Source organism: Butyrivibrio sp. AE3003 (assembly GCF_000686065.1).
Taxonomy (GTDB): domain Bacteria; phylum Bacillota; class Clostridia; order Lachnospirales; family Lachnospiraceae; genus Butyrivibrio; species Butyrivibrio hungatei_A.
In genome coordinates this window covers 1,393,010-1,410,520 of record NZ_JMLX01000001.1, presented here as the reverse complement: position 1 = coordinate 1,410,520, position 17,511 = coordinate 1,393,010, and the positions used below count along the sequence as shown (strand labels likewise).

At 39.7% G+C, this 17,511-nt stretch carries 19 protein-coding genes; 7 read left to right on the top strand and 12 right to left on the bottom strand.

Annotated features, from left to right (window positions below; genetic code table 11):
- The first annotated feature begins 273 nt into the window (after positions 1-273).
- The gene (locus CD00_RS20385; protein WP_207640459.1) at positions 274-600 is read left to right on the top strand and encodes a hypothetical protein; all 327 of its coding nucleotides are present in this window, start codon (positions 274-276) and stop codon (positions 598-600) included.
- 1,046 nt (positions 601-1,646) lie between these two features.
- Here the strand turns inward: CD00_RS20385 and CD00_RS0106750 are convergent.
- Genes CD00_RS0106750 through CD00_RS0106730 form a run of 5 tightly spaced genes read right to left on the bottom strand, consistent with a single transcriptional unit; the run spans position 1,647 to position 5,041 of the window.
- Entirely contained in the window at positions 1,647-2,315 is a 669-nt protein-coding gene (locus CD00_RS0106750) for a hypothetical protein (protein WP_026655271.1), read from the bottom strand.
- Between the two features lie 45 nt (positions 2,316-2,360).
- Entirely contained in the window at positions 2,361-3,047 is a 687-nt protein-coding gene (locus CD00_RS0106745; protein ID WP_026655270.1) for a hypothetical protein, read from the bottom strand.
- Position 3,048: 1 nt separating this feature from the next.
- Complete coding sequence (locus CD00_RS0106740) at positions 3,049-3,717, bottom strand: hypothetical protein (RefSeq protein WP_026655269.1); 669 nt, start codon at positions 3,715-3,717, stop codon at positions 3,049-3,051.
- Positions 3,718-3,733: 16 nt separating this feature from the next.
- Complete coding sequence (locus CD00_RS0106735) at positions 3,734-4,651, bottom strand: ATP-binding cassette domain-containing protein (RefSeq protein WP_026655268.1); 918 nt, start codon at positions 4,649-4,651, stop codon at positions 3,734-3,736.
- 18 nt (positions 4,652-4,669) lie between these two features.
- Complete coding sequence (locus CD00_RS0106730; RefSeq protein WP_026655267.1) at positions 4,670-5,041, bottom strand: GntR family transcriptional regulator; 372 nt, start codon at positions 5,039-5,041, stop codon at positions 4,670-4,672.
- Positions 5,042-5,254: 213 nt separating this feature from the next.
- Between CD00_RS0106730 and CD00_RS19215 the strand changes: the two genes are divergently transcribed.
- The 4 genes from CD00_RS19215 to CD00_RS0106710 all read left to right on the top strand — a co-directional run bounded on the left by CD00_RS19215 (position 5,255) and on the right by CD00_RS0106710 (position 11,306).
- Positions 5,255-6,058, top strand: a complete 804-nt coding sequence (locus CD00_RS19215; RefSeq protein WP_051594105.1) for a CPBP family intramembrane glutamic endopeptidase — start codon at positions 5,255-5,257, stop codon at positions 6,056-6,058.
- Positions 6,059-6,232: 174 nt separating this feature from the next.
- Positions 6,233-6,913 (top strand): DNA alkylation repair protein, encoded by a 681-nt coding sequence (locus CD00_RS0106720; RefSeq protein WP_026655265.1) that lies wholly within the window; start codon positions 6,233-6,235, stop codon positions 6,911-6,913.
- Positions 6,914-7,111: 198 nt separating this feature from the next.
- On the top strand, positions 7,112-8,872 hold the full coding sequence (locus tag CD00_RS19210) for a nicotinamide-nucleotide amidohydrolase family protein (RefSeq protein ID WP_051594104.1): 1,761 nt from the start codon (positions 7,112-7,114) through the stop codon (positions 8,870-8,872).
- A gap of 22 nt (positions 8,873-8,894) precedes the next feature.
- A complete protein-coding gene (locus CD00_RS0106710; RefSeq protein WP_026655264.1) occupies positions 8,895-11,306 on the top strand; it encodes a glycoside hydrolase family 3 protein in 2,412 nt (803 codons plus the stop codon).
- Between the two features lie 83 nt (positions 11,307-11,389).
- Here CD00_RS0106710 and CD00_RS0106705 read toward each other — a convergent pair whose 3' ends face one another.
- From CD00_RS0106705 to CD00_RS0106680, 6 genes are read right to left on the bottom strand one after another with little or no spacing between them, the layout of a single operon-like run.
- Positions 11,390-11,839: an SH3 domain-containing protein gene (locus CD00_RS0106705; protein WP_026655263.1), complete on the bottom strand. Its 450-nt coding sequence runs from the start codon at positions 11,837-11,839 to the stop codon at positions 11,390-11,392.
- A 41-nt stretch (positions 11,840-11,880) separates the two neighbouring features.
- Positions 11,881-13,263, bottom strand: a complete 1,383-nt coding sequence (locus CD00_RS0106700; RefSeq protein WP_026655262.1) for a hypothetical protein — start codon at positions 13,261-13,263, stop codon at positions 11,881-11,883.
- Positions 13,264-13,305: 42 nt separating this feature from the next.
- Positions 13,306-13,998: a hypothetical protein gene (locus CD00_RS0106695; protein ID WP_026655261.1), complete on the bottom strand. Its 693-nt coding sequence runs from the start codon at positions 13,996-13,998 to the stop codon at positions 13,306-13,308.
- Between the two features lie 26 nt (positions 13,999-14,024).
- A complete protein-coding gene (locus tag CD00_RS0106690; protein ID WP_026655260.1) occupies positions 14,025-14,558 on the bottom strand; it encodes a hypothetical protein in 534 nt (177 codons plus the stop codon).
- A 42-nt stretch (positions 14,559-14,600) separates the two neighbouring features.
- Positions 14,601-15,272: a hypothetical protein gene (locus tag CD00_RS0106685; RefSeq protein WP_185750401.1), complete on the bottom strand. Its 672-nt coding sequence runs from the start codon at positions 15,270-15,272 to the stop codon at positions 14,601-14,603.
- Between the two features lie 39 nt (positions 15,273-15,311).
- Entirely contained in the window at positions 15,312-15,935 is a 624-nt protein-coding gene (locus tag CD00_RS0106680) for a hypothetical protein (protein WP_026655258.1), read from the bottom strand.
- Positions 15,936-16,188: 253 nt separating this feature from the next.
- On the opposite strand from CD00_RS0106680, the gene CD00_RS0106675 reads away from it, so the two are divergent.
- The gene (locus tag CD00_RS0106675) at positions 16,189-16,476 is read left to right on the top strand and encodes a type II toxin-antitoxin system Phd/YefM family antitoxin (protein ID WP_034462014.1); all 288 of its coding nucleotides are present in this window, start codon (positions 16,189-16,191) and stop codon (positions 16,474-16,476) included.
- Entirely contained in the window at positions 16,469-16,792 is a 324-nt protein-coding gene (locus CD00_RS0106670) for a hypothetical protein (protein WP_026655255.1), read from the top strand. Before CD00_RS0106675 ends, CD00_RS0106670 begins: the two co-directional genes overlap by 8 nt.
- A gap of 93 nt (positions 16,793-16,885) precedes the next feature.
- Here CD00_RS0106670 and CD00_RS0106665 read toward each other — a convergent pair whose 3' ends face one another.
- Positions 16,886-17,425, bottom strand: coding sequence for a QueT transporter family protein (locus CD00_RS0106665; RefSeq protein ID WP_026655254.1), 540 nt, complete (start codon positions 17,423-17,425; stop codon positions 16,886-16,888).
- Positions 17,426-17,511: the final 86 nt, after the last annotated feature.

Sequence of the window (17,511 nt, the reverse complement as noted above, 5' to 3'; positions counted from 1 at the left end):
TATCAAGCTCTCACGAAATCTGCAGCCGATGCATATTGGATATTTCGGATGTTTATGCTTGTTAGTTGAATTACAGTCAGCTTACCCTGTCCATTTTGCAGTAAATGCAAGTATGGACAGGGCTTTTTTGTAGCATTTTCCTGTCCATTATGCGGAAAATGGAAAAATAGACAGGGTTTTTGCAGCCATTTTCCTGTCCATTATGCAGTAAATGGAAAAATAGACAGGGCTATTTGCTGTCTTTTCCCTGTCCATTTTGCAGTAAATGCAAGTATGGACAGGGCTATTTGCTGCCTTTACCCTGTCCATTATGCGGTAAATGGAAAAATAGACAGGGCTATTTGCTGTCTTTTTCCTGTCCATTATGCGGGAAATGTAAAAATGGACAGGGGTTTTTGCTGTCTTTTACCTGCCCATTATGCGGAAAATGTAAAAATGGACAGGGGTTTTTGCAGCCATTTTCCTGTCCATTATGCGGTAAATGCAAGTGTGGACAGGGATTTATTGCTTTATATTAAAGTGCACTGCCTATATTGGAAAACGATGAAAAGTGGCAGGACGATTATGCAAGAATTTACTGCCTATATCGGGGAGCGATGAAAAGTGGCAGGACGATTATGCAAGAATTTACTGCCTATTTAGGATAAGCGATGAAAAGTGGCAGGACGATTATGCAAGAATTTACTGCCTATATCGGGGAGCGATGAAAAGTGGCAGGACGATTATGCAAGAATTTACTGCCTATATAGGATAAGCGATGAAAAGTGGCAGAAAGATAATGCAAAAAAGCACTGCCTATATAGGGGCATTGATAAATAGTGGCAGAATAACAATGCAAAAAAGAACTGCCTATATAGGACAGATGATGAATGGTAGCAGAATAGCACGGGAAAAGAGTTGCTGCCTATGCTTTGTTGTTTTCCGTCATTACATGATATGATACCGGGTATTTATAGAGCAGGTTTGCAACGAGAATCGAGAGTAGTGAGCCTGCTATCATTATCAGAAAGCCGATGGCTATTGAGCTTTTCATGTTGATCTTAAAAAATTCATCCAGCATGGATGTGAGTATGATTGTTGGAAGAAATATGATTACCATGAATATAATACTCAATAGTGTGCGTTTGCTAAATAAAATTTCATACAACATACAATTGATGCAAAGTACACTGAAAACCAAAATGAGCGTTCCGTGTTTTGCATAGCTTTCTTGTAAAGAAAGATTCGGTAACGGTTTACTTACAATATATAACCTGTGTATTGATATTAATAGAAAAGTGATTATATACAGGGGGATTTGTATATAAAAGGGGTATACGGTCTGGAGTTTTTTTGCTGACGGTGATGACTGCGCAAGTCCTGATCCGCTTGTGTTCACAATGCTCATAAAAAAGAAAATTGCGGAATTAGTAAAGAATATCATATTTGATAAATTACTATGTGATAAGAGCTCGCCGATCATTCCTAGTAAAAACACGACTACTGATAATATAAGCTGAGATTTTAAGTGCGGATCAGTTTTGATTATTGTTATTATTTTTTGGATTTCTTTTTTCATGTGGCTCCTTAATGACAAGCTGAGATTGGGTTTTCTTGTACATAAATTATTTCACTTCATAATTGATCAAAAGCCGGCGAGGTATTTGCTAAGCTTTGTTGTTTGCTTTCATAACATGTGCGGATATTGGGTATTTATAGAGCAGGTTTGCTACGAGGATCGAGAGTAGTGATCCTGTTATTACTATTGCGAATCCTGCGGCGATAGAAGCTGTTAGGGTAAGCTTGTATAGTAATGACGGCACGCGTATACCAATAAAACAGATTGATAAAATTATTGGTGCATAAGTAATACAAATGCAAATTACTCCGAAAACAAAGAATTTTCGGGTGATAATCTCAGAAATAGAAATGATAAATATCGCAATGCTATACAAGATAATCAATCCGCATTGTATAGCATAGATGCGATCTGCTGACATATCGGGTATTGGCTTACTTGAAAGATAAACTCTGTGCCAGGAGAGTAGCGCAAATATAATAATGTGAAATGGCATTTGCAGAATGAATGGATATAGGGTCTGGAGTTTTTTTGCAGATGCCGAGGATTGAACTATGCTACTTCCGCTTGATATCATGATTGATTGATATATCAGGCATACACAAGTTGACAATCCAATTATACCTGTATTTCCTAAATCTGAAGAAAACTCACAAAATACTCCTCCGACAAATAGAAATATTCCGATGAAAATCTGGGATTTTAATTGTGGAGCCGCTTTTATAATAGTCATTATTTTCGTTATTTCTTTTTTCATGTCTGATCTCCTTGATGATAGAAGGCAATTTTTTTGGTCTTTTCCTTAAGCTTTATTATTGACCCTCATTACATGTGCGGATATAGGGTATTTATATAGCAGGTTTGCAAAAAGAGTTGAGAGCAGTGAACCTGCTATTAGAATAAGAAAGCCTAAAGTAATAGTGATTGGAAATGTGAGATTAGTAATATTGTAAAAAGATTGAGGATGTATTATTGAATAAGAAATCATAGTTATAAAAATAAATGTAAATAATATCATACAAACAAGAGAAAGGCCAAAGAATTTATGACTTAAAATTTCATATATGGATGAAAAGAAGCATATTGCGCTAAACATTAGAATATAAAAGCATTGTAAGCTGATGTTTTCTTTTATAGACATATCAAGCGCTGGTTTACTTGCAATATAAACGCTGTTAAAGGAAACAATAAAAAAGAGGATACTGTTCACAAGTAATTTTATATAAAAGGGAAAATTAATTTGGAGTTTTTTTGCTGATGAGGATGTTTGGCCAAGTCCGGTGCAACTAACCGACATTATGGTCTGGTATATTTGTCCGGTAACGTTGGAAAGATAAACTAAGCCCAGAATGTTATATGTACTTGATGTCTTTGCAGTTATCTCGAAACATATTCCTGCAATCAAGAACAATAATGCACTGATTATTCGTGTTTTTAATTGTGGAGCGGCTTTTATAATAGTTATTATTTTCTTTATTTCTTTTTTCATGTCAATACTCCTTGATGTTAGAAAAGCAACGATCTGTTGTGTAATTAAAAACCAAAATACTGATTATTACAGATAAAATAAAACTTATCGGAAGCCATATAATAAACGGTATATGAATGGAATCATAAATAAACAGGAACAGCATGCATGCGTTAAGCGCACCAATTATTGCGGTTAGCGGTAGTGATATATATGCGTGTACATTATTTGACAGAATATTTCTCGTAAATGTAATGATGCCTGTCGTAGTGCTGTAGTCAAGAAAGATTATGGTTGAGACAAACACCGGCAAACGCATATCTATACTATTGGCTGATATTATTGTGGCTATGATCAGGCTTAGTGTAGGAGGGATGGTCAGCTGCACAAACCTTCTTATCTGGTCTGCAATTATTGCGTCCTTTATAAAGCTGTCAACGTGAGTTGATGTTTTTATTATTCCAAGGAAAAATCCTTTTGCGGTAATTCCGTTAAAAGGCATATAGTCAGCTAATAAGGTAAAAAATGAAAGAAGCGTCATCATGATTGCTATACCCATATAGTTGTCAAATGACATAATTACCAATGCAAAAGGAACAAGAAAAGCAGGCATAACAACAAGCATTGCAATGTTATATAAAAAACTGCAAAAGCAATTATGCGCAGTTATCATTCTTGATAGATGTTTCATTTATATACTCCTCCGATCAGCTATGTGACTTAAGCTTTGTGTATGCACGCATAATGCCGACGGCAAGCTGTGAAAGAGTGGGGATAGAGGTTTCTACATCCATTCCTGCAAGCTTATCAATGTTTTCGCTGAGGCAAAGACCCTCATAACCGTAGGTATTCGAAGTTATGTCATAAAGGATATGCTTTGCGGCTTTTTCGTCTTTCTTTTCACCGCGTACAAAAACATATTTCTCTTTTAGATCTTCTACAAAGCCCTGTTCGACAACGGTTCCGTTTTCAATTATGATCGCATAATCTGTCACGTTCTCCATGTCAGAGATGTTGTGAGTGGAGAAGATAACCGATTTGTCGTTATCCTCTGAAGAAGCGAGGTATTCACGGAGCATTGAACACAGTCTTTCTCTCATAAGCGGATCAAGCGGAGAAGCGGGCTCATCCATGAGAAGGAGCTTGGTATCTCTTGCAAGAACACCTGCAAGCATGAGTTTTATGCGGTTTCCATCTGAGAGACTACTTACTTTTTTGTCTTTACCCGAACGTGAGCTGCTTGTTACCGCAAGATCTTCTAAGATCTGATCGTATTTTTCTCCGTCGAAATTATCGAACAATACAGACTGAATCTCTTTTGTCTGCTTGAGTGTCCAGTGGGGGAGGAAGTAGTGCTTGTCGGTACCGGTATAGCCGATGTGTTCTTTAACGTAAGGATCGTTTTCCCTGTCTTTTTCCGTGTAATTACCAAAGTAAGTGATTTCGCCTTTATGAACCTGCTTTATACCTGCGATCATTTCGAGCAAAGTAGTTTTACCTGCGCCGTTTTCGCCGATAAGTGCCGTTGCGAATCCTTTGGGAAAATTGATACTGTCAATATTAAGCTCGAAATGACGGTATTTTTTACTGATGTTTTTACATGAGATGACTGCTTCTGCTTTCATAGCTTAATGCCTCCGTTATTAATTATCCAATTTCTGCAATGTCTTTAGTGTGCTGATAAGCTCGCTGTCTGACATCTTCGCGATCTTTGCAAATTTGATCGCATCAAGAAGTGCGTCTTCAACCTTGCGAATATGCTGCTCTTTGAGCATTTCAGTGTCCTGGGCGTTTACGTAATAACCTTTTCCTTGGACGGCTGTTACAAGCCCTTCGCTTTCAAGCTGTTCATATGCCTTTATGGTTGTGATGACGCTGATCTTAAGTTCCTTGGCAAGTCCCCGTATCGATGGCAGGTATTCACCCTGACCGATTCGCCCTTCAAGTACCTCACCGCGGAAATAGTCAGCAATCTGCTGGTAGATTGGCACACCTGAATTCTGTGAGATTTTCATATGATTCCTCATTAAAAATACAGTTAGTGTTATTGATTCAGATGAAACTGTTTATGTGTTATATATACACTAATAACACATAGAAGTCAAATTCAAAATTTCCGAAAACATATTGACATATTACGACTGACGTAGTATTAATACTATTACAGACGTACTACGACAAACATAGTATAGCAACAAATTAAATGACATGAAGGGATCTATCTGAGAATGAAGACAAAAAAATTTATCTACGGAATACTTTTAACGTTTTTATTATTCTTTTTATTTGTGGCGTCGGAAATATTGGCAAGTATTTTTGTTCGTGATGAAACATTAAAAGATACTTTGCAAGCGGCTTCGCGCTATCTGATTGCTATATTGGGACTATTTTTGGCAAACAGGTTATACGGAACTGACTTTAGATTCAGAAGTAAAGGATTTGCAAAAGGAGTTTTTTGTACGGGAATAACACTTATGGCATTGGTTGTTCTTAATCTTTATGATGACTTTTCGCAGCCTGAAATTTCTTTTGTTAAGGCTCTTCCAAGACTTATATTCGCATTTGTTTGCAATATGGGAACCGGAATGTTTGAAGAATCAATGCTTAGAGGTACACTTTTTAACTCCTTCAGATATCGTTTTGGTGAAAGCAGAAAAGGTATAGTAAAAGCAATACTTATCTCATCGATTGTATTTGGGCTTTTGCACTTTTCGAATCTTATATCTTCACCTACAAGGGTTATCGCGACTGTTTCACAGGTTATCTATGCAATTGCAATCGGATGCTGTCTGGCTTGCGTGTACTACATTACGGATAGCATATGGGTTGTTTCTGTTTTGCACGGACTTATTGACTTTACATCCGAGTTTTGGGACTGTTTCATTAACTCGGATACCGGACTTGCGGTACAAAAAGCGACAGAGGATATAACACTTTCCGAAGGAATATATGCTGTTTCTGTAACGGTTGTTTGTGCCGTAATTGCTTTTATACAGCTCCGCAGAGAGTTTGGCAAAAGAAAGATGAAATAATCGATAGCTATTGAAAGGAGGTGGTATAAAAACATAATAATCTGATCACACTCTAATAAATGTAAATACCCCAAGGAAAAGCGAGGACATATAGAATGGATAGCCTGTCACTATATGATCCTCGCTTTACTGTTTGCATGTGTATCGGATATAATCTGATATGTGGAGGGAAATATGACAACAGACGAGATAAGAGCAAGGCTCTTTGAACTAAAAGACGATAAGTACGCAGCATTTAACAGAAAGCTAATTCCTACAGTCAATCCCGATAAGGTGCTCGGCGTGAGAACTCCTGCGCTTAAGAAGTTTGCAAAAGAGGTTGCAAAAGATGAGGAAGGGTGCACGGCTTTTTTACAGGAGCTTCCGCACAGATATTACGACGAGAATCAGCTCCATGCCTTCATAATATCCGGGATAAAAGAATATGAAAGCTGCGTTTTTGAAGTTGAAAAATTCCTTCCGTACGTTGATAACTGGGCAACCTGCGATCAGATGTTGCCGGCGGCATTTAAGAAAAACAAAGATGAACTTGTAAAGAAGATATACGAATGGCTCGATTCGGATAAGACATATACAGTGCGATTCGGCATAGGTATGCTTATGAAGCATTATCTTGAGGAGGATTTTAAACCGGAATATCTTGAGAGAGTATCGTTGATCAGGTCTGATGAATATTACATTCAGATGATGATAGCGTGGTATTTTGCAACTGCGCTCAGCTTTCGCTATGACGACGCGCTTCCGTACATAAGAGACAATAAACTTGATCCCGATGTTAAGAAAAAGACTGTCAGAAAGGCGATTGAAAGCTATCGGATATCCAAAGAACAGAAAGATTATCTCAGAAATTGTTGATTAAGCGTAAATTAAAAAAAAATTTACAACACGTAATAATTTGAAGATGCCGATGGATAGGGGGTTCCCGCGAACGGAAACGGTAAAATTTTGTGGAAAATCGTACACATTTATGGTGCAGAAGTATAAAATATGTGCGGAATGAAGCAATAAATCAATCTTTATGATACAATAATATGCAGTTAAGGAGAAATGTGTATGCGTATTATTAATATTATAGAAAACACTGCAGGTAAAAATGACTGCATACCGGAGCATGGATTGTGCTTCTACGTAGAGACCAAGAAACATAAGATTCTCGTAGATACCGGAGCATCTGGACTTCTTGTAGAGAATGCAGATCAGCTTGGAATAGATTTAGCGGATGTGGACACTGTTGTTATCACACACGGTCATTACGACCATGGCGGCGGTATCCTTTCATTTGTAGATCTGAATGATACTGCGATGATTTATATAAGTGAACATGCTTTTCAGAAGTTCTACTCGACGTCGCGCGGAAGAAGACCCAGATATATTGGTCTTAGCAGAAAGGTAAAAGACCTTCCTCAATTGGAAATCTTAGAGGATGGCGTAACAAAAATTGACGATGAGCTTACTATCTTTTCCGATATAGGGGACAGATATGAGAACCCCCAGACGAACAGCACTCTTTTTATAAAAGATGGCGGAGAGCTTGTAGAGGATGATTTTGCTCATGAGCAGTGCCTTGTTGTTTCAACCGAAGGTAAAAAAATATTATTTTCGGGCTGTGCACATCACGGTATTCAGAATATAATGGATAAGTATGTGTCGATATTTAAGAGCGATCCCGACGCGGTAATAAGTGGTTTTCACACTGCAAGGGACAGAGGATACTCCAAAGAAGATATCAAGGAGATCCGTAATATCGCAAAAGATCTCACAGAGTACGAATCGGTATTCTATACAGGTCACTGCACGGGCGTTGAGCCGTTTGAAGAGATGCAGAAGATTCTGAAGGACAAGATAAAGTACGTTCACTGCGGCGATGAGATCAAATTCTCTGATTCGAGAAAGAGCAATGATTCGAGAAAGAGCAAGAGCAGAAGCAGAGACAGAGACTTTGATATGGACATGGATATGGATGTTGATAATGACATCGATAATGATATCGATAATGATATCGATGACGATGAAGAGGATACAAGAACATCCGGCTCAAGAAGTTCCAGAGCTTCAAGACGTAAAGAAGAACCTGAATCAAGTCCGAGAGAGAGAAGATCGTCAAGGGCAAAAGAGTCGGTTGAATCAAGACCCAGGGAAAAAGCGTCTTCGAGAGCAAAAGAAGCCGTGGTTTCAAAGCCTAAAGAGGCTTCGAATTCAAGAGTTAAACAGGCCGTAGTTTCAAAGCCTAAAGAGACAGCAGCTGCTAAGAAAAAAGAAGCAGAACATGTAAAATCAAAGGATACAGCACCTGAGAAGAAAGAAGAAACAGTGGTTGTAAGAGCTGAAGATACCGTAAGGGCAAAATACAGAAGGATAACAGAGACTCTTATCAAAAGAGGATTATCTTTTACATCAATGGAAAGTTGTACGTCGGGGCTTATCGCTTCGCTTATAACAGATACAGAGGGCTCATCGGCCGTAATGAAGGGCGCTTATATTACTTACAGTAATGAAGCCAAGGTTCTCCACGGAGTTCCTAAGGAAACCATCGATAAGTACGGAGTATATTCCTATGAGACTGCCGAAGATATGGCATTCTCCGCAGGCGCAATCTATGAAGCGGATGTTGCTATCGGAGTAACCGGAACGATGGGAAATTCCGATCCTTCAAATGATGACAGCGTTCCGGGAGAGGTTTATTTTGCGATTGCTTCCAAATTTGGAAACAGAAGCTATCATGCGAATATACCCCCGAAACACTCAAGATATGAGTATAAGCTTGCCGTCGCTGAACTTGTGGCGGATAAATTAATAGAGATTATAGGCAAATAATTCACGGAGGGATTCATAAAAAATGCAGAAATGGGCAAGACTTTTATATCAGCCGGCGCTACCTTTAAACGGGAAGGTGCCTGTTACGGGAAGCGAGGAACATATCAGTATTTCCAAAAAAGCTGCGGATGAAAGTGTTGTTCTCTTAAAGAACAATGGGCTTTTGCCTCTCAAAAACGTTGAGAAGGTGGCTCTGCTTGGTAAAGCGTCATATGAGTACGTAAAAGGCGGCGGAGGTTCCGGAGACGTTTACTGCGAATATACAAGATCGTTGTACGACGGACTTAAGATGCGCGGTGTCAAGGTGTACGAGCCTATTATTGAATACTACAAGGAAGAACTTGATAAGCAGTACAAGAAGGGCTGTGTTCCGGGAATGACCAAGGAACCGACTATCCCTTCGGTTATTCTTAAGAATGCTACGAGATTTTCCGAGACAGCTATCGTTGTTATCAACAGATTCTCAGGCGAAGGTTGGGATCGAAGCGATATAGACGGAGACATCGAAACGTTTAATCCATGGCCTGCCGGAGTTAAGATGACAACTTTATCGAAAGTCATCTTCCCTGATGGAGATTTTTATCTTTCATTTGAGGAAAAAGAGCTTGTCCAAAATGCATGTGATATCTTTGAAAATGTAGTTGTTGTTCTCAACATTGGCGGTGTTATGGACTGCAGATGGATAGAGGGCAATGACAGGATTGATGCGGCTGTTTATATGGGACAGGGCGGAATGGAAGGCGGTCTTGCGGCAGCAGACGTTATTCTTGGAAACATTTGTCCTTCGGGAAGACTTGCCGATACATTTGCGGGAACTCTTGATGATTATCCGTCAACAAAGGGATATCACGATTCTTTTGATTACGTGGATTACACGGAAGATATCTATGTTGGTTACAGATTTTTTGAAACCTTCGAGGGAGCTTCCGACAGAGTTATCTATCCTTTCGGATATGGATTGTCATATACAACTTTTGATATAGAAGTTTTGGGTGCCGTCAAAAAAGAGGACACCATCATTTTCAATGTAAAAGTTACAAATACAGGAAGAATGGCAGGAAAAGAAGTTGTGCAGCTCTATGTTTCGGCGCCTGCCGGCAAACTTCTTAAACCTAAAAAGAGCCTTGTTGATTTTGAGAAGACAAAAGAGCTTCAGCCCGGCGAGGCACAGCTTATGACACTTAAGATCACCGAATACGGCCTTTCATCTTATGATGATCTCGGAAAGTTCAGTGATGCATCTTATGTTCTTGAAAAGGGAAAATATGAATTCTACCTTGGAAGCAATGTAAGAGATGCGGCAAAGATATCTTTCTTCTGGGAGAACTTTGTTGATAAAGTTGTATGCACATTAAGCCACAAGGCTGTTCCCGCAGCGCTTAAAAAGAGACTTTTGGGCGACGGAACATATGAAGAACTTCCTGTTTTTGAGAAACCTGACAAGAATGAAAGTGTAATAGAGAAGATGGAGCCCGGTACGGAGGAAGCGCTTGCTCCCACTGAAAAAGGGCTTAAGAGACATTATTACACAATGCCTTTGATAGAGGGTGCAAAGCAGCTTTCGGAAGTTGCGGAAGGCAAGATAAGTCTTGATGAATTTATGGAACAGCTTTCTGTCAATGATATGATAGAGCTTCTGGGAGGCCAGCCCAACACAGGTGTTGCCAATGTATTCGGTTTTGGTAATATGGACGAATACGGCATTCCAAATGCAATGACAGCTGACGGACCTGCAGGTGTTCGTATCATGCCTGAGACCGGAATCAGGACTACGGCATTCCCATGTGCTACTTCAATTGCATGTACATGGAACAAAGAAATCGCTGAAGAAGTGGGAAGAGCAGGCGGAGAAGAGCTTAAAGAGAATAACCTCTGCGTATGGCTTACACCTGCGATCAATATACACAGAAATCCCATGTGCGGAAGAAATTTCGAATATTATTCGGAAGATCCTTACCTTACAGGTAAGATGGCAGCAGCCATGGTGCGCGGAATTCAGAAGAATCATGTCGGTGCTTGTGTTAAGCACTTTGCTTGCAATAACAAGGAGATCAACAGAAAGCACTGCGATTCAAGAGTATCTGAAAGAGCGCTAAGAGAAATCTATTTAAAGCCTTTTGAGATGATCGTAAAAGAAGAGCAGCCTTACACCATAATGTCATCTTACAATGTGGTTAACGGCGAAAGAGCTTCTGAGTGCAGAGACCTTATAACAGGTATCCTTCGCGAGGAGTGGGGATATACAGGACTTGTTATGTCCGACTGGTGGACAAGAGGAGAGCACTATAAAGAGATCAATGCAGGTAACGACCTTAAGATGGCGACAGGATTCCCTGAGAGAGTTAAGGAAGCCCTTGAGCTTGGCGCCGTAAGCGAAGAGAACATTCGTATAAGTGCCAAGAGAGTGCTGAAAACACTGCTTAAATTTGATTGATATTTAATAGAACAATATGAAAAGGACTAAAGAGATATGACTCTTTAGTCCTTTTTTCTTAGTGGGGTTTTAACATGCAGTTTTTATTTTGTTTCGCCTGAACTTGTCCATATATTGGCATATGCTGAATCAATGTAACCTTCGCTGCCTTCATCATATTCAATTTTTAGCCAGCCTTCAGTTTCATCAAGAACTTTTACTTCTTCGCATGGAGCAAGGTATCCGATATTTTCAGAATCATAATTTGGTTCTTTGCGTACTCTTAGGACTCCGTCATCTGTTTTGATTGTAGCCATCTTGACTCCGTTTGGATCAGAAACTGCAACTATATCAGAAGATAATAGTGCAGAGGCGGAACTTTCGGGAGCTTCTGTTGGAGCGGCATCGTCGGACGCCTCGTTCGTAGATGAAACGCTTGCAGAATTATCAGCGGATGGGTCAACATATGAATTCTCGGCGCTGTTGCCGCATCCTATAAGTGTAAATACAATAGCAGAAGTAAATAAAAAAGCTTTTATTTTATCCCTTTTCATCTTTTCTCTCTTTTCTCTATTATGTTTTTATTTAGAACTGTTTAGCTCCACTGGAACTTTTTGTAATTTACATTATTCTGATACTCGATAGAAGCAACCTTTCCGTTTTCGACGGAAAAACTGATCCTGACATCACCAAGCTCATAGACGAATGATTCACCGAAATAGGCAATATATTCTTCTTCTGTCAATTCTCTTCCTGTAGGACCGTCAAATACCTGGTTGTGTTTGCCGTTAGGAGTTCCGTAAGCGGCGATAAGTTCTTCCTTGGAGCTTCCAACCTTGATATTACGTGCGGTTGTCATTCCTGCTACACGTGTGGATATTGTAATAGGAGTTTCTGTTCCGAAATCACTTCTACATATCATACCGACTGCCTGATTTTTGCCATATGCATAATAGGATTGCAGGCTCTGTATATTTGAATCTGCAGGAACATATCCGCCCATTGCTTTATTCACCGCATCAAAGCTATCCATTATGGATACAACGTTTCCGTTATAAGTAAACTGATAATCCTTGACGTCGCCCTTATTAGCTGTGTTAGAAGATGCGGTAGCCTTGTTTTCTTCAGGGGCAGCAGGTGTAGTAGAAGTGTTTGCCGCTGTGGTATTGGCTTTTTCGTTAGCCAAAGCCTCTTTATTGGACTTATCTACGTTGGCATTGTGATCAAATGCAAACCATGCTACCTTATCGGTTTTTTCGCTAAAGCAGAAGTATAAGCTGAATTTATCGAACTTATATTTATAACTGTATTCTGTGCCGGTACCGCCTTCAAAATATCCCTTCTCAACAGGCTTTCCATATAAAGATGTTATTTGATCAACTGTGTCTCCGACACCTGCATTGCGGGATGTCTTTATATCTTTCCTGTTATATACGGAAAGGCTGAGCGGAAGTTCCTTGCCCTCACTTAGATAGGTAGAGTAGTGGATGTTTCCTGAATCATAAGAATAGTTATATTCGTTGAGGGAATAGGTCTTTTTGTCTTCGTAAGTTCCGAGATCGGCAAGTGTTTTTGTTGAATCGTCCAATACTGAAAGAACCTTACCGTTATAAATGATCTCGTTCTCGGCAAGTTTTGTCTGGGTTTGCTGTGAGGTTGCAGTAGCTGCGGTATCTGTTTTGGTCTCGGACTTATCGGCCGATGAAGCAGTAGTAGCTGCGTCTGATACCTCAGAAGATGCAGCGGTTGCTGCAGATGTATCTGCTGAAGCTGCAGTTGCTGCTTCTGCAGAAGATGCGTTGGAAGAAGCGTCTTCGCCGGCAACCATCTCAGCTTTTGCGATTTCTCTCTTTGCTTCCTCAGTCATTTCCATTTCACTGCTTCCTTCAGTAGCGCTCATTGATGTTCCGTCGCAGCCTACAAGCGCTAACATCATTGTAGATGCCAAAAGGGCTGCTGCTGTTGTGTGTCTCTTCATGGTATTTCTCCGTTTCATTTTGGTAATAATTTATGAGTAACCTTATGTGCCTGACATTACTTGTGCATCAACCAGGTTATTGAAGGTTTCATTATTTGCTTTATCAGTAAAATAGTAATAACCTACCTTGCCGTTCTCGATGCCGAAGGCTACAGAATATGAATCAAATTCATACCAATTTATTTTGCCTTTGTTTCCGTCGCGCTCATATTCTTCTTTATCTTCAAAAGGTTCGCCGTAAGCAGCGATCATTTCTTCTTTTGTACTTCCAACGCCTATGTTACGGGCTGTATTTATGCCTTCTTTCCTTATGTCCATGCAGTATGCATATTCTTTTCCGTCTTTAACATAAGTGGATAGACTAACGCCGGAGTCAAATTTGTATACAGGCATTGTCTCTCCCCAAAACTCGATGTCTTTATCTGAAGGGGTGCCAAGGTCTGCCAATGTCTTTTCTGCGTTGTTAAGAACTGAAACAGCTTTGCCGTTCACGGTGACTGTTGTTTCAGTGATGGCGTCTCCGCTTTCCGATGCGCTTGAATCTGTGGTTTCTTCACTTTCAGCTGAAGTAGTTTCTTCTGTTTCGCCGGCTTCTCCGGTCTCTTCGGGAGCTACTTCGGAAAGCTGCAACTCGCCTTCTGCTTCGGAAGCATCAGATGATGGAGCACTACATCCCATAAGCGAAAGAATAATAGATGCCGCCAAAAGGATAGGTAATGTCGAACTTTTTTTCATGTTGTTTTCCTCCGTTTTTCATGGTTTTATTTGGTGTCATTTATTACATATTCAATCTTGTAAACCTTATCATCATCATCAAAATAGAAGATGATGTAGTAATCTTCAAAATCACAAAGAATCCAGTTCCCGATTCGCTCACCGGCATTGTCGTAGGCGGCGATGACTTCGTCCTGGGTGCTTCCTATACTTATGCCGTTTGAAGTACGCACGCTTTCGTCGGATATGGTGTACATAAATGTCGCATCGTTTGACATAGTATAATCAATGGTAGGAGAGTGATAACCATCGAAGTATTCTTTGTTGAAGTGGAGGTAGGTAGAGACCTCTCCGGTATCACATGTACTTAATATATCAATGACTGTATTCGGATCGTCGAAAAGAGAAAGCATATTTCCCTTATATTCAAAAGCTGCATCGGCTAAGTTCTTTTCTTTGGTCTGTGGTTGAGACGAAAGTGTGGCAGCGCTTGAAGCGGTGTCTGAAATGTTGCCGCAGCCCATAAGTGTTAGGACTATTGCAGATATTGAAATGATTGATGTTACGATTCGTTTACTCATGATAGGGTCTCCTCATTGCATTAACTAAGATAATACTGCTTTTTAATTGAGCGCACAGCTGTACTTATTGCCGTTATCGTTGTTTAAGTATGAGAAGGATGTAAGTTTTTTGTCGTTATCCAGGCTGAAAGTTATTGAAAAACTTCCCATATCATAATCAAGATCGTATATATTTACCTCGGGAAAATCAGCAATCTCACTTGGCTTTCCGTAGGCTGATATTATTTCTTTTTCGGTGTTCCCGAGGCCTATTCCCTTAGATGTTTTTATGTTTTTGTCATGGACAAGAATATAGTCAGGGGCTTCGGTGCCGTTGCTTAGTTTAAAGGCAGAGTACTCAATGATGTCGGGATCTGTTCCGAAGAGGTAGGTCTCAGAATTATTGTATGCTGAAGGTTCGCTGCTTGTGGGCGTACCAAGAGCTGCAAGGACTGTTTGGGTATCATCGAGAATAGAGACTGTATTTCCGTTATATTCAAAAACTGCATCTTCTGAATTGGTGATCTTTTCAGGCTCAACGGGTATTTCGTCCGAACTTTTTTCATTAACTGTAGTTGCTTTAGTGGCATTCATAGTTTCGGCTTTGTCAGCGATAACTTCGATGGCAGATGCTTCTTCGGCAGCAGAAACGCTGTCGGGTGAAGTTACGCCACATCCTACGAGTGCAAGTGCTATAACAGATATCAATAAAAAACTTGTTCTTCTCTTCATCATTTTTCCTCTGGTTTAAACTTATCTTTATGAAACTGGTTATTAGTTTTCGTTAATGAATCCGATTGCATCAACTTTACTGTTTTTATCTAAAAAGAATGTAAGTGTGTAACCGTCGAAGTTATACTCGATATCATTTATGCCGTCAAGCTTGGTCGCCTCAGCTTCACCATAAGCGGCAATAACATCTTTATCGGTGCTTCCTATTGATATTCCTCTTGATGTCTTAATAGCGGAATCATAGATTATTATTGCGTCTGTCTTTCCGGCGATTACTGTAAGGTCGATAGTATCGGGATCGGTACCGTATGTATACATCCTGTCTGCAGGATCGTCGCTGTTTGGAGCTTCCTCTTCATTACTTGGTTTGCCGAGAGCAGACTTGATTTTATCAGGGGCGTCGGTAATAGATATTGTGGTTCCGTTATATTCAAAAGATAAATCTGCAGCATCGGGATTACTAGGCTTATTGGCAATGGCTCCGTCAGTGTAGTCGCCTTCGTCTTCAGTTGCTTCGGGAGCATCTGCTTTAGCTTCGGCTGAAACTTCTGCTTCAGATCCTTTTGAAACTCCCGCATCCGATTCTGCTGTAACACCGCATCCTGCAAGTGTAAGCATCATAACTGATGATGCAATGATAATTGCTGATAAATTTCTTTTTTTCATAATAGACATTCTCCTCAATTCCTGTTAAAATAAATACACGTGTTACGTGTATTAGTGATACTAGTACACTTATAGCACAATACTTTTTGGATGTCAATAGCCTGATAGTATTATGCGGATGAAATTATAGAAATTGGAGGGATAGCAGAATGAAAGCAGAATTAGTGAGAAAAGTATTATCTTATGTGGTTACGCAGACATTATTGATGAGATATACATATTATGATACAATTTGTCTACGGAGGCGATAATTATGATATTTCGAGAAGATATTAGACCATCTGCTGATCTGCGAAATCATTATAACGAGATTTCAAGACAATGTCGAGAAAATGGAGAGGCGGTTATTATTACTGTAAATGGTAAAGGTGATACCGTGTCTTTAAGCTATGAAGATTATAAGCGGTTGAAGAATGAATTGAGATTGTATGAACTGCTGGCTCAGTCAGAAAATGACCTCAGAAATGATAGAGTTGCTCCTATCGAGGGAATGTTTGACAGAATAAGAGACAAGGTAAAAGGTATGAATCTCAATGAGTGATTTTGTTATTGAGAAGACAGATACATTCGAAGAATCGCTTTTAGAAATTGCAATTATGATTGCAAAAAAATTTGATTATGAGGTAATGGACGAAAGTTTAAAAATGATTGAGGAGCATATTTCTCAATTATCAAATCCGGAAATAGGCAGTGACAAATTTCCGGCACTTTCCAGAAAAGGATACAAAGTATTGGTGATTCCTCATAATTATGTTATATATACAGTTGATTATTTACGAAAGAGAGTCACATTACATCTTATCATTGATGATCGCCAAGAATTATATGGAGTTATCAGCAGATATTCATTATTATGATTATATAAAAAATCCCTATACTGAATGGTATCGGGATTTTTTATTCTATATAGTAAGTGCAGCCCGCCCCTTTTACTATGAGGGGAGTTTGGATCAGTTGGTTTTGAAGATGGCGCTTTTTCTTTTGTTGAGGGCAAAGAGTAAGATCATGCCAAGGATGAAGCATGAGATGACTTCGCCGATGCATACTGTGAGCATGAAGTATGGAAGAGTTCCTTCGAGCTGGTACACGTGAATGAGTACGAAAGGAACGATGAGTGTGTTTGCTATGATGGGAGGAAGTGGGGTGAGCCATGTCCTGAGTTTGCTTGTGCTATAGAAGTCGGGGGCTGATGTCTTTTTTAACCCGTGTGCAATGAAGTAAGTTCCGAGTGCACCGAGAAGCGTTGCAATTGAGCCGAAGATGATGTCGAGCAGCATGCAGCCTGTTGTTATGTTTGCGATTATACATCCGATGAAAAGGCCCGGAATTGCGGCGGGTGTGAAGAAAGGCAGAATTGTAAGTGCCTCCGAAAAACGTACCTGGATCGCGTAATTTGCAAGACCAAGCATGTTTGCAAAGTGCGTAAGCACAACGTAAAGAGCTGCGATTGCGGCAGCATGAGTGATAAATAGAGTCTTTTTGTTATTCAATTGAATTCTCCTTTAGTTTTGTTTATTGTCAGGAAGGTCTCGAACTGACATAATAATACTATCATCTTTTGGAAAAAATGACAGGG